At 67.1% G+C, this 12,434-nt stretch carries 11 protein-coding genes; 5 read left to right on the forward strand and 6 right to left on the reverse strand.

The window, feature by feature from the left end:
• The first annotated feature begins 10 nt into the window (after positions 1-10).
• Entirely contained in the window at positions 11-997 is a 987-nt protein-coding gene (locus LC092_RS07165; RefSeq protein ID WP_224805767.1) for a hypothetical protein, read from the forward strand.
• A gap of 75 nt (positions 998-1,072) precedes the next feature.
• Entirely contained in the window at positions 1,073-1,522 is a 450-nt protein-coding gene (locus tag LC092_RS07170) for a hypothetical protein (RefSeq protein ID WP_224805768.1), read from the forward strand.
• A 102-nt stretch (positions 1,523-1,624) separates the two neighbouring features.
• Here the strand turns inward: LC092_RS07170 and LC092_RS07175 are convergent, their stop codons facing one another.
• From LC092_RS07175 to eutB, 6 genes are all read right to left on the reverse strand, one after another.
• Positions 1,625-3,163 (reverse strand): FAD-binding oxidoreductase, encoded by a 1,539-nt coding sequence (locus LC092_RS07175; RefSeq protein WP_224805769.1) that lies wholly within the window; start codon positions 3,161-3,163, stop codon positions 1,625-1,627.
• A 551-nt stretch (positions 3,164-3,714) separates the two neighbouring features.
• A complete protein-coding gene (locus LC092_RS07180; RefSeq protein WP_224805770.1) occupies positions 3,715-5,085 on the reverse strand; it encodes an aspartate aminotransferase family protein in 1,371 nt (456 codons plus the stop codon).
• 86 nt (positions 5,086-5,171) lie between these two features.
• Positions 5,172-6,656, reverse strand: a complete 1,485-nt coding sequence (locus LC092_RS07185; RefSeq protein WP_224805930.1) for an NAD-dependent succinate-semialdehyde dehydrogenase — start codon at positions 6,654-6,656, stop codon at positions 5,172-5,174.
• A gap of 127 nt (positions 6,657-6,783) precedes the next feature.
• Positions 6,784-7,272 (reverse strand): Lrp/AsnC family transcriptional regulator, encoded by a 489-nt coding sequence (locus LC092_RS07190; RefSeq protein WP_224805771.1) that lies wholly within the window; start codon positions 7,270-7,272, stop codon positions 6,784-6,786.
• Between the two features lie 82 nt (positions 7,273-7,354).
• Positions 7,355-8,359, reverse strand: a complete 1,005-nt coding sequence (locus tag LC092_RS07195; RefSeq protein ID WP_224805772.1) for a cyclodeaminase — start codon at positions 8,357-8,359, stop codon at positions 7,355-7,357.
• On the reverse strand, positions 8,349-9,305 hold the full coding sequence (gene eutB, locus LC092_RS07200) for a hydroxyectoine utilization dehydratase EutB (RefSeq protein WP_224805773.1): 957 nt from the start codon (positions 9,303-9,305) through the stop codon (positions 8,349-8,351). Before eutB ends, LC092_RS07195 begins: the two co-directional genes overlap by 11 nt.
• A gap of 188 nt (positions 9,306-9,493) precedes the next feature.
• Between eutB and doeA the strand changes: the two genes are divergently transcribed.
• The 3 genes from doeA to LC092_RS07215 all read left to right on the forward strand — a co-directional run bounded on the left by doeA (position 9,494) and on the right by LC092_RS07215 (position 12,422).
• Entirely contained in the window at positions 9,494-10,678 is a 1,185-nt protein-coding gene (gene doeA / locus LC092_RS07205) for an ectoine hydrolase DoeA (protein WP_224805774.1), read from the forward strand.
• A gap of 35 nt (positions 10,679-10,713) precedes the next feature.
• Complete coding sequence (gene argE / locus LC092_RS07210; protein WP_224805775.1) at positions 10,714-11,874, forward strand: acetylornithine deacetylase; 1,161 nt, start codon at positions 10,714-10,716, stop codon at positions 11,872-11,874.
• A gap of 251 nt (positions 11,875-12,125) precedes the next feature.
• Positions 12,126-12,422, forward strand: coding sequence for a nitrile hydratase subunit alpha (locus LC092_RS07215; protein WP_224805776.1), 297 nt, complete (start codon positions 12,126-12,128; stop codon positions 12,420-12,422).
• Positions 12,423-12,434: the final 12 nt, after the last annotated feature.

Here is a 12,434-nt window from a genome sequence, read left to right on the forward strand (position 1 = left end):
AGGTGGCGGGATGAACAGGGAAATTCGCAACAAGTTCGACAAGCTCGATGATGCCATTCCGCTGGAGACCCTGGACGGGGTGTCCGGCGGCACGCGCGTGTTTTCGACTGACGACGGCGGGTGGAGCGATCCCGACCTTGGCGTTCATGCCGGAGCCTCCGGCTCGACGGGCGACAGCAATCTCGGCGCCTCCGGCAGCGCCCATGCCGGCGACGGCGTCTCCGGTCATGCCGGCCACGGAAGCGTGTCGGGTGCGGCGGGGGCCGGCGCCAGCGCTTCGGGCGAGGTTCATGCGCATTCCGGTCCGGTCAGCGCGGGTGCGTCCGGTGAGGCGCAGGCCGGGGCCGGCGTCTCCGGCTCGGCCCATTCCAACAGTTCCGATACGGGCGCTTCGGCCTCCGCCGGCGCCTCTGCCGGTGTTTCCGGCGATGCCAGCGCGTCGGTCGGCACGCATGGCGTTTCGGCCGGCGAGAGCGCCGGCGGATCTGCGACGGCCGGCGCCAGCGCCAGCGGCTCGGGCGACATCCAGCACGGTCATGGCTCCTACGGGGCGGGCGGATCCGGCAACGCGATGGCGGGCGCCGGTGCGGAAGCTCATGCCGGCGGCAGCGCGTCGGTTCACGGCGTCGGGTCGGGCGGCGGGTCCGGCGGTGTCGACGCGGGCGAGGTCGGTGTTGGCGGCGAGGCACATGCAGGCATTTCGCATCACCATATCAATTTCGGTCTCGGCGGCGATCTGGCGGCCGGTCTCGGCATCCACTTCGACTTCCACATCTCGATCGATACGCGTCCCTTCGAGAACGCCTTCCACTTCCTGGAGCATTCCTTTGGCGGGGCGGTTGCCCATGCGGCGTCCGAGGCCGGTCACGACATCAGCCATGCGGCGCATGAGGTTGGCCATGCGGTCAGCCACGAGGCGCATGCGGTGGAACACACCGTCAGCCATGCCGCCCACAAGGTCGGCCATGCGGTGAAGCATTTCTTCCATCACTGGTGATCGCGGAAACGCGCGGGCCGCGTCATGCGGCCTGACACCCAATTGAAGACTTTCCGGTTTCAGGAGTGAATGAACATGAGCATGGGCAAGGAATCCGTTTCAAAGGTGAAGGACATCGTCACCGGCCTGGCCGCCGGCGGCGCATCGCTGGCCGGCTGGTCGGCGGGCGAGGCCGCGCTCCTCGGCGTCAAGGCCGAAGAGGCGACCACCGCGCGGCTGGCGCTCGGTCAGGATTTCGACGGCGCCATGGATGCCTCCATCTCGGAAGCGGAAATGGTGCTGGTGATGGACGTCTTCTGCAAGGCGATGGACGAGACCGGCGACGCGCAGGCCGCCTTCGACCGGGTGGTCGCGATCAAGATGAACGCGGCCGAGGGCGCGCCGGGCGCGGAGACCGCGTTGAAGGTGGCGCGGGCCTCCTTCCTGGATGCGGTACGCGGTGGCTTCGCCCCGCAGGCGGCAATGCTCAGCGCCTTCATCTCGGCCGCCGCGACGATGCGCCTGGCCGCCGCCGGCACACACTGAGCGACCCGCGCAGCCGCTTTCAAGACACAGTCAAAAGGGCCGGCAATGTCGGCCCTTTTTGCGTTGGGGATACGCGAATGCTCGATCTGGAAAGACCGTGCCTCAGTCGCGCCTGAGACCTCTCAGACGGCCGGGCGAGAGCGTCCCGGACGGGTCAAGGGCTGCGCGCAGACGGGTGAGAACGGCCGGCCAGTCGTCGTCGGCGGTGGCGATCTCGTCGAGCGCATCCGCATCCGCAAGACCGAGCCGATAGGGCGCAAAGCCAAGCGCATGACAGCCCCTTATGAGCGCGTCATGGGCGGTCATCGCGGCCGCGTCGGCGCCGGGCGTTGAGCGGTCCCAGGCGAGCGAGACATAGCCGTGCAGGGCGCGTGCGGTCACCGCCTGCAGGCCGAGTGCCGGATAAAGCGGCGTTCCGGCGGCGACCGTTTCCAGCAGGTCGGCGAGCGCGCGCACCGCCTGGCCCTCCAGCGGAAGCGCCGGACAGACCCACAGGAAACCGCAGCCGTCGAGATCCGGATTGCCCGGCACCTCGGGCCGCTCCGCCTTGCCCCAATAGGCGCTCATCACGTTGTTGCCGTCGCTGAAGCCGGTGATCGGCGTTTCCAGCCGCCGGCCGTCGGCGTCGCGGTCGCTTTGAACCTGGATGTCGCGGCAGACCTTGGCCAGTTCGCTGGTGACGATCCTGACGCTCAGTTGCAGCAGGTCGGGATGGGCGGCGGTGACGACCACCGAAAGCGCCCAGTCGTCCGGTTTCGTGGCGAGTGCGCCGGCGTCGCCATGGTGGCGGCCGACGAGCGAGGAGACGCGTTTCGCGCCGTTCCAGATCGCCGCCGCGTGGGGCGCGACGAGGCCGGCGTGGATCAGCCGGGTCAGCGTCGCAAGGGCCGCATCGAGGCCGTCTTTCGTGCCGATGTCGGCGAGGATCATGTTGGCATGGGCAAGGGTCGGCTGCAGCGCGATGCGGCCCGACAGCATGACGCCGAGGCCGGACTGGCTGAACAGCCCTTCGACCAGCGGGCCGGCGGGACGGGCATGGCGGGCGGAGAGCGGCTCTTGTGCGAAGCGCGCGTGGCCGGTGCGAAACCGCTCGCCGGTCGCAAGCGCCACGTCGAGATCCCAAAGTGATGCGAAGCGGTCGCCCAGCGGTCCGGCGCCTTCGCCGCGCTCCAGCGCATTGGCGAGCACGCTGGCGTCGCGCGGTCCGCCGAAGGAGGGAAGGTGAAAGGCCAGACCCTCTGCCTTCAGCCGGGCCTGCAGCGCCTCGAAGGTGACGCCGGGCTCGATGCGCGCCGTGCCGCGCGCCATGTCGACATCAAGGATGCGGTCGAGCCCGGAGAGATCGAGGATCGCGGCATCGCGCGGCGGCAGGCGCGAGCCGAGCCCCCAGCTGCGGCCGCGACTGACCGGGTGCACGGCCACGCCGTGGTGTGCGGCGAGCGCCAGAAGCGCCGGCACCGCGTCGGCGGTTTCGGGCGACAGCACCGCCAGCGGCCGGGCCGTCCAGGGGAGAGTGGCGGAGGTCCATTCCGCGCCAATAGCGTCGCCGGCTGCGACCTGTCCGGCTCCGATGCGCGATCTCGCGGCCTCCAGGAAGGCGGCAAGCGCGCTCGGGTCGTTGGCAGGAGGCGTGGATGGCACGGAGCGCGGGTCCCTGGGTGCGAGGTGCCGCGATTAGACGCGATTCGCGCGGCATTGGCGACGGGTGTCCCGGACGGGAGGTTGAGTGTTATTCCCCTTGGTCGCGGCGGAAATCCCCGTCGCCGGCCCCTGACGCGCGGCGGCGCGAGATGCGGCAGATTTTGCAAGATCGGCAAACCAGAGATCAATTTTCGCAAATTCCGGACTTCATTTTGCAAAAATTGCACAAGCGACGGCGCCGCGCGCCAGGGCCGCCTTGTCTGAAAAAAAAAGCGCGCGAGGGGCGCCCCTCACGCGCTCCAGAGTGATGACAAAGGGCGCGACTGATCTCCCGCGTCATACCGGGCAAGCGCAAGCGCGATCCGGTATCGGAGAGCCAAGAACCTGTCCGTTTGATGGAGTTGCCAGGGGGCGGGTCCCAGCCTCTCCGATCCCGGATCGCAGCTCACGCTGCGTCCGGGAGGATGCCTGCTCGAGGCCTTTGCATCATCCTCAAGCGCGCGAGGGTGGCCCTCACGCGCTCTTCGATGGTGCGGTCCGGCGGTCGCGGATCAGCCGAGGACTTCTTTGACCGCCTCGCGGGTCTTGGCCACGACGTGCAGGGCTTCGGCTCGCGTGATGCAGAACGGCGGGGCGAAGCCAAGGATGTCGCCCTGGGGCATCGCCCGGCCGATGACGCCGTGCTTGAGCAGGGCGCCCGACACCAGCGCGCCGATCTTCTTGGACGGGTCGAAGAAGGTGCGGCTTTTCTTGTCGTCGACGAATTCGACCGCGCAGAGCAGGCCCTCGCCGCGCACGTCGCCGACATGCGGATGGTCGGCCAGCGCCTCGCGCATCTGGGCGTTGAAATAGGCGCCGGTCTCGCCCGCATTGGCGACGAGGTTCTGGTCGTCGATCAGCTTGAGGTTGGCGACGCCGGCGGCTGCGCCGATCGGATGGGCCGAGTAGGTCCAGCCGTGACCGATCGGGCCGTTCTCGTCGGTGCCCTGTTCCAGAACCTTCCAGACCTTGTCGGAGATGATCGAGCCGGACAGCGGCGCATAGGCCGAGGTCAGGCCCTTGGCGATGGTGATGATGTCGGCCTCGATGCCGTAGTGGTCCGAGCCGAACATGGAGCCGAGACGGCCGAAGCCGGTGACGACCTCATCGGCGATCAGCAGGATGTCGTGGCGCTTCAACACCTCCTGGATCGCGGCCCAGTAGCCGGCGGGCGGAGGCACGATGCCGCCGGTGCCAAGCGCCGGCTCGCCGATGAAGGCGGCGATGGTGTCGGCGCCCTCGCGGTCGATCAGCGCTTCCAGCTCGGCGACGCAATGGGCGACGAAATCGGCCTCGCTCATGTCGAGGTCGGGGCGGCGGAAATAATAGGGCGCTTCCGTATGAAGCACCTGCGAGAGCGGCAGGTCGAACTTCTTGTGGAACAGCTCAAGCCCGGTCAGCGAGCCGGTCATCAGGCCGGAACCGTGGTAGCCGCGCCAGCGCGAGATGATCTTCTTCTTCTGCGGCAGGCCGCGGATATTGTTGTAGTACCAGACCAGCTTGATGTTGGTCTCGTTGGCATCCGACCCGCTCAGGCCGAAATAGACCTTCGACATGTTCTTCGGCGCCCGCTCCAGCACCATATGGGCGAGCGTGATCGAGGCTTCCGTGCCGTGGCCGACATAGGCGTGATAATAGGCAAGCTCCCGTGCCTGTGCGGCGATGGCGTCGGCGATCTCCGTGCGGCCGTAGCCGACGTTGACGCAGTAGAGGCCGGCGAAGGCGTCGAGCAGCTTGGTGCCGTCGCGATCCTCGATGTGAACGCCCTTGCCGCCGGTGATGATGCGCGCCGGGCTTTCGCCGCGCGCATGCTGCGCCAGATGGGTGGAGGGGTGAAAGAAGCTCTCGCGGTCCCACTTGCCCAGTTGATCGTTGGTCAGCATGTCGTGTCTCCCTTTTGTGTCCCGGGATCGCTATCCGGATCCTGTAAAGAAATCATGTGCTTGGTGTGTCGCGCCCGCGGCTTGGCTCAGGCCCAGTCGCGGCAGACGTATTTGAGTTCCATGAAGGCCTGCATGCCTAGTGCGGCGCCCTCGCGGCCGACGCCGGACTGTTTCATGCCGCCGAAGGGGATCGGCGCGCCGGTCACCTTCGTGCGGTTGACCGCGACCATGCCGTAGGTCAGCGCCCGCGTCAGGCGATAGGTGCGCCGCGCGTCCTGGGTGTGGACATAGGCGACCAGCCCGTATTCGCTGTCGTTGGCCCGTGCGATCGCCTCGTCTTCCGTGTCGAAGGGGGTGATCGCGGCCACCGGTCCGAAGGTCTCCTCGCGCATGATCAGCGCTTCGTCCGGCACATCGGCGAGAACCGTCGGCTGGAAGAACAGCGGCCCGGCGGAATGCCGCTCGCCACCGGCGAGAAGCTTCGCGCCGTGCTTGAGGGCATCCTCGACATGGGACACCTGCTTGGCGACGGCGCGTTCGTTCATCAGCGGGCCGATGTCGGGATCGTCGAGGCCAACTCCGACGCTGAGCGCCCTGGTGCGCTCGGCGAAGAGCTCGCAGAAGCGCTTGTAGAGCGGGCGGGCGACATAGAAGCGGTTGGCGCCGAGGCAGTCCTGGCCGGAGGTGGCGAATTTCGCCTTGATGCCTTCGTCGACGGCGCGGTCGAGATCGGCGTCGGCGAAGACGATGAAGGGCGCGTGTCCGCCAAGCTCCAGCACCATGCGCTTCACGGTGGCCGCGCACTGGCTGTAGATCAGCCGGCCGACTTCGGTGGAACCGGTGAAGGAGACGGCGCGCACGCGGGCGTCCTTGGTCCAGGCGCCGACCACGGTCGCCGCATCGCCGGTGACGACGTTGAAGACACCGGCGGGAAAGCCGGCGCGTTCGGCGAGTTCGGCGAGCGCCAGTCCGGAGAACGGGGTCTCGTGCGAGGGATGGATCAGCACGGTGCAGCCGGCGGCAAGGGCTGCCGCCGCCTTGCGGGTGATCATCGCGCAGGGAAAGTTCCAGGGCGTGACCAGCGCCGCGACGCCGACCGGCTCGAGCCAGACTTCCATCTCCGCGTCGGGCAGATGCGATGTCACGCTCTCGATGTTCGGGCGCTTGGCTTCCTCGGCGTAGAATTCGGCGAAGGAGGCGGCGTAGTCGATCTCGCCGCGCGCCTCGGAAATCGGCTTGCCCTGCTCCAGCGTCATCAGCCGGGCGAGGTCTTCCTTGTGTTCCACGATGAGGTCGAACCAGCGCCGCAGGATCGCCGAGCGCTCCTGGGGAAGCGTCAGCGACCAGTCCGCGAAAGCCTCATGGGCAACGGCGACGGCCGCGCCGCTCTGCTCGGCGGTCAGGCTTGCGACCTCGCCGAGGCGCTCGCCGTCGCCCGGATTGCGCACGGCAATGGTCTCGCCTGTCTCGCCGGCGATCCAGCGGCCGCCGACATAGGCGAACTGGCGCATCAGCCGTGCGTCGTGAAGCGAGGGCCGGGTGTGGCCGGTTTCCGTTCCCGTCTTGATCATGGCGCCGAACTCCCTGCTGGCGGTCGCGTCGTTGACGACAGAATGGGCGCGCAGGTGCAGACGATGCATCTGAACTGGCGCCATGCGCCAGACGATCCGTCTTTTTTCGGTCGCTCTCGCAGGCCGATCAGTCTGCCTGGGAGGAGAGCAGGAAATCGAGTGGCGGCGTGCCAGACGATTTCACGTCCTTGGTGACGATGTAGGTGTAGTAGCGCGCCAGCCCCAGACCGCGGTCGAGCAACCGGTCGATCAGTCGCTGGTAGGTGTCGACGTCGCGGGTGACGATCTGCATGAGATAATCGAAGCCGCCGCCGAGCGCCCAGCAGTGAACGATCTCGTCCTGGGTCTCGACCATCTGCTCGAACAGCTGGAAGGCACCGGCGCTGTGGTTGTCGAGCTCCAGCGTGACGAAGACGGTGACATGCGGTGCGGTCTTCTTGAGCGCGATGCGGGCGTTGTAGCCCTCGATGATGCCGGCCTTCTCCAGCCGCTTCAGCCGTTCCCAGCACGGCGTCGGGCTGAGGTTGATGCGCCGCGCGAGATCGGCCTTCGACAGCCGGCCTTCGCGGGCAAGCACTTTCAGGATGGCGATGTCGCGGTCATCGAGGCGGATCATGCTTTGGTCATAGCGCCAGCCGGCCCCGCCTGTCCATCGCGGCGCGGGTGGCGGGTCTGCCTGGACGCGCGCGCAGACGGGATCAGGCGCGGATGATCGTGCCGATGCGCTCTTTCGTGCCGGCGTCCCGGCACACTGCGAAGACATGGCTCGCTATTGCCGTGTCCTGCGCGCCCGTGCCGGTGAGGTCGCAAATGGTGACATCGGAAGGCGCCCGCCGTCCCGGCCGGGTGCCGGCGATCACTTCGCCCAGTTCGGCCGGGGTTTCCTGCAGGAGCAGGCCGGCGGCCCGGGCGCTGCGCAGTTCGCCGAGTTTCTCGCACTGGCTCACCCGGTCGCAGACATAGGCATCGGCACGGGCAAGCGCCTGCGGATCGATCTCGGTCTTGCCGTTCTGGTCGGACCCCATGGCGGTGATGTGGAGACCCGGATGGAGCCAGTCGGCCAGAAAGACGGGCTCGCGCGCCGGGGTGGTGGTGATCGCGAGCTGGCTTTGCGCCACGGCCGTCGCCGGATCGTCGGTGGCGCGGGCCTCGACGCCATGGGCTTGCGCGATCTCGCGGGCGCAAGTCTCGGCCTTTGCCGGATCGCGTCCCCAGACGAAGACGCGCGAGAACGGACGCACCAGACGGGCGGCGGCGACCTGGAGCCTGGCCTGAACGCCGGTGCCGAAGACCGTGACGGTGTCGACCGTCTCCGGCGCGAGGTGGCGGGCGGCAACCGCACCGGCGGCGGCCGTGCGGATATCGGTCAGATAGCCGTTGTCGAGGAAGAGGGCTTCCACCAGTCCGGTCTTCGCCGAAAACAGGATCATCAGCCCGTTGAGGCTTGCAAGCCCGAGGGCTGGATTGTCGAAGAAGCCTGGGCTGACCTTGATGGCGAAGCCGTCGAAGCCCGGAATATAGGCGGTCTTGACGTCGACCTCGCCGTTGACCATCGGCAGGTCCATCGAGAGAACGGGGGGCATCACCACGTCTCCGCGCGCAAGTGCCCGAAAGGCCTCTTCCACCACATCGACGATGCGTTCGTCGAGCTGCACGGACCGGCGCAATTCCGCTTCGGTGGCGATCACAATGTCATGCGGCATAGGAGCGTCCCTCGATCCGGTAGTCGCCGAGTGTCACGTCCTGACCCGTGATGACGCGGGTGAAGACCGTCATGTCGACATTGCGGCCGGTGATGATGGTGGCGATCGGGCCTTTCGGCCTCGGCAGCTTGCCGGCCATGAGGGCTGCGATGCCGACGACGCAGGCGCCTTCGGCGACCAAGCGTTCCTCGAAATAGAGCGCCTGCATCGCCCGGTAGATCTCCGCTTCGCTGACGAGGATGACATCGTCGAGCAGGTCGCGGCACAGCGCGAAGGAGAGGCGGTTGTCGAGGCCGATGCCGCCGCCGAGCGAATCGGCGAGGCTTTCCACCTCCTCCACCTCCACCGGGCGCCCCGCCTCGATCGAGGCATGCATCGCCGCGCCCCGGTCCATCGAGAGACCGATGACCCGGATCGCCGGGTTGATCGCCTTGGCGGCGAGCGCGACGCCGGCGGCGAGACCGCCGCCCGACAGCGGCACGAGGATGGTGTCGAGCTCGGGCGCGTCCTGCAGCAACTCCAGCCCGATGGTGCCTTGGCCGGCGATGACGTGTTCGTCGTCGAAGGGGGAGATCTCGACAAGCCCGTTTTCGGCGGCAAGGCGGCGGCTTTCGGCGAGCGCGTCATCCTGGCTGCGGCCGATGATGCGCACCTCGGCGCCAAGCGCGCGGATGCCGTCGACCTTGGTCTGCGGCACCAGCGCCGACATGCAGACGACCGCCTTGAGACCCCGCGCCCGTGCGGCATAGGCGACGGCGCGTCCGTGATTGCCGGTGGAACAGCAGGTCACGCCCTTTGCGTCCGGCGGCAGGTGGGCAAGTGCGTTGAGCGCGCCGCGCAGCTTGAAGGCGCCGGTCGGCTGGGCGGTTTCCAACTTGAGCAGGACCGGCTGGCCGGCGATGGTGCGGGCGGCGGACAGGATATCGTTCAGATGCAAGGGGTTCATGGTCTCCGCCGAAGGGGTCTTGTCATGAGCGGGCAGGCGAGCACGCAGCGCGCCCTGCGTCAATCCTGCCGGACGACACCGAAGGCACGCAAAGGCGACACAAACGAAAAACCCTCTGTCCAAAGGCGGCTCGGCGTGTGTACAACGCGAGAGAGGTTCACTTTTTCCGGATGCAAACAGGGGGGCTCATGCCGGCGTCTGAATTACCGTTTTCCGCAGCAGAGTTCTCGCGCCGCCTGGAAAAAGTGCGTGCCGCCATGCGGAAAGAGGACATCGACATTCTGTTCGTCGAGGATCCGTCGAACATGGCCTGGCTGACCGGCTACGACGGCTGGTCGTTCTACGTCCACCAGGGCGTTCTGGTGTTTCACGACGCGGAGCCGATCTGGTGGGGACGGTTGCAGGATGCCAATGGCGCGATCCGCACCGTGTGGATGGATGACGAGCGGGTCTCCGGCTATCCCGATTTCTACGTCCAGTCGACGCTGCGCCACCCGATGGAGACGCTGGCCGCGATCATCCGCAGCTACGGCTACGACAACAAGCGCGTCGGCGTGGAACTGGAAAACTACTATTTCTCGGCCAAGGCCTTCCTGACGCTGCAAAGCGAGCTGCCGGAAGCGGAATTCGTCGATGCGACCGCGCTGGTCAACTGGCAGCGGGCGGTGAAGTCCGAGGAGGAAATCGTCTTCATGCGCCGCGCCGCGCGGATCTCGGAAAAGATCATCGACGGCATTGTCGAGCGCATCCGTCCGGGCATGCGCAAGACCGATCTCGTGGCGGAAATTTATGCCGACGCGATCCGCGGCACCGAGGACGCCTGGGGCGACTATCCGGCGATCGTGCCGCTGCTGCCGAGCGGATCGGACGCCGCCGCGCCGCATCTGACCTGGGACGGCCGGCTGATCGAGGCGGAGACCGCGACCTTCTTCGAGATCGCCGGCTGCTACCGGCGCTATCACGCGCCGTTCTGCCGGACGGTGTTTCTCGGCAAGCCGCCGCAGTATCTGCTGGACGCGGAGATGGCGCTGGTCGAGGGGCTGGAAGCCGGTCTGGACGCTGCACGCGCCGGCAACACCGCCGCCGATATCGCCGAGGCGCTGGGCGCGCCGCTGGCCAGGGCCGGCATCGACCGGGCGGCGCGCTGCGGCTATCCGATCGGCGTTTCCTATCCGCCCGACTGGGGCGAGCGAACGATCTCGCTTAGGCCCGACGACGACACGGTGCTGGAAGCCGGCATGACGTTCCACTTCATGCCGGGCCTTTGGATGGATTCCTGGGGACTGGAAATCACCGAAAGCATCCTGATCCTGCCCGAGGGGCCGGCCGAATGCCTGTGCAAGCGGCCGCGAGAGCTGATCGTCAAGGCCTGAGCGACGGACTGCGTAGCCGAAACGGAGAGAGCCCGATGGCCCTGATCGACGACACGCGCGACATTCTGGCCGAGCTGATCGCCTTTCCCACCGTCACGAGCGACAGCAATCTGGAGCTGATCGCCTATGCGGCCGACTATCTCGGCGCGCTGGGCGCACGCACCCAGGTGATGGTCGACCCCACCGGTCACAAGGCCAATCTCTTCGCGACCCTCGGACCGGAGACCGACGGCGGCATCGTGCTGTCGGGGCACAGCGACGTGGTGCCGGTGGAGGATCAGGACTGGTCGTCCGATCCCTTCGCGCTTCGCGAGGCGGACGGGCTGCTCTACGGGCGCGGCAGCTGCGACATGAAGGGCTTCATCGCAGCCGCCATGGCGGTGGCGCCGCGCTATGCCGCGCGAGAGCTGACGCGGCCGCTGCATTTCTCTATCACCTACGATGAGGAGGTCGGTTGCCTCGGCGCGCAGCAACTGGTCGAGGATCTGGTGCGGATGAAGCTGCGTCCGTCGGTGGCGATCATCGGCGAGCCGACGGAAATGCGCATCATCGAGGGCCACAAGGGCTGCTGCGAATACACCACGCGGTTCACCGGGCTGGAGGGACATGCCTCCGCGCCGGACGCCGGCGTCAACGCGGTCGAATATGCCGTGCGCTACGTCTCGCGGCTGATGGAGCTGCGCGAGGCGCTGAAGGAGCGCGCGCCGCAGGGCAGCCGCTTCGATCCCCCCTGGACGACGGTGCAGGTCGGGCGGCTCGTCGGCGGCGTGGCGCATAACGTCATTCCCGGCCATTGCAGCGTCGACTGGGAGATGCGGCCCGTGACGGAGGCCGACCGGCTGTTCGTGCGCTCGCGCATCGAGGCCTATGTGGCGGAGGAACTGCTGCCGGCGATGCGGGCGGTGTCGAAGGACGCGGAGATCGTGATCGAGGTGATCGGCGAGGTCGCCGGGCTCGAACCCGCCGACGAGAACGAGGCACGGCGGATCGTTTCAGAGCTCACCGGCGCCAATGGCGCGGATGTGGTCGCCTTCGGAACGGAAGCCGGTATTTTCCAGGCGTTCGGCATGTCCGCCGTCGTCTGCGGGCCGGGCTCGATTGCCCAGGCGCACAAGCCTGACGAATTCGTCAGCCGCGACCAGCTGCAGTCCTGTCTCGACATGCTCTGCGGCCTGGAGCGCAAGCTGGTCGCCTGAGCGGCGCTGCCTGCTCGCCATTGCGCCGACACCGCCACGCAATTCGGCGCGCCATCGCCGACGTCCGCATGGATTTGCACTTTTTGCGCGAAATTTGGGATGTTGAACTTTTCTGGTGTTTCCGGGTACTCTTTTTGCGCGCAGTCTTCCACTTCTTTGCGTTTTTCTGGTCGTGACTGTGCGTTGTTTCGACCTGCCGCAGCGGCGGGGCGTTCTGATTTCGGGTCTTTTTTTCAGGGAGATATTTGAAAATGGTCAGCTCACCGAAGGATGCCAAGGGCAATCGCGACATCATGGCGCGGATCGTGGTCAAGGCCTGGACCGATCCCGATTACGCCAGGAAACTCGAGGAACATCCGCACCGGATGCTCGAGGAGGAGGGCTTCGAATTCGAGGAGGGCGGCGACGTCAAGGTCCAGTTCCATTTCGATACCAAGACCCACAAGAACATCGTCATCCCGTCACCGCCGGATCTCCTGAAGCTCGACAAGGAAGACCTCCTGACGATCGCCGCCCAAGTGATCGGCATTCAGCTCGAGTTGTTCTGAGCGCGGGAGGGC

It is taken from the genome of Stappia stellulata (genome assembly GCF_020176715.1).
GTDB lineage: Bacteria > Pseudomonadota > Alphaproteobacteria > Rhizobiales > Stappiaceae > Stappia.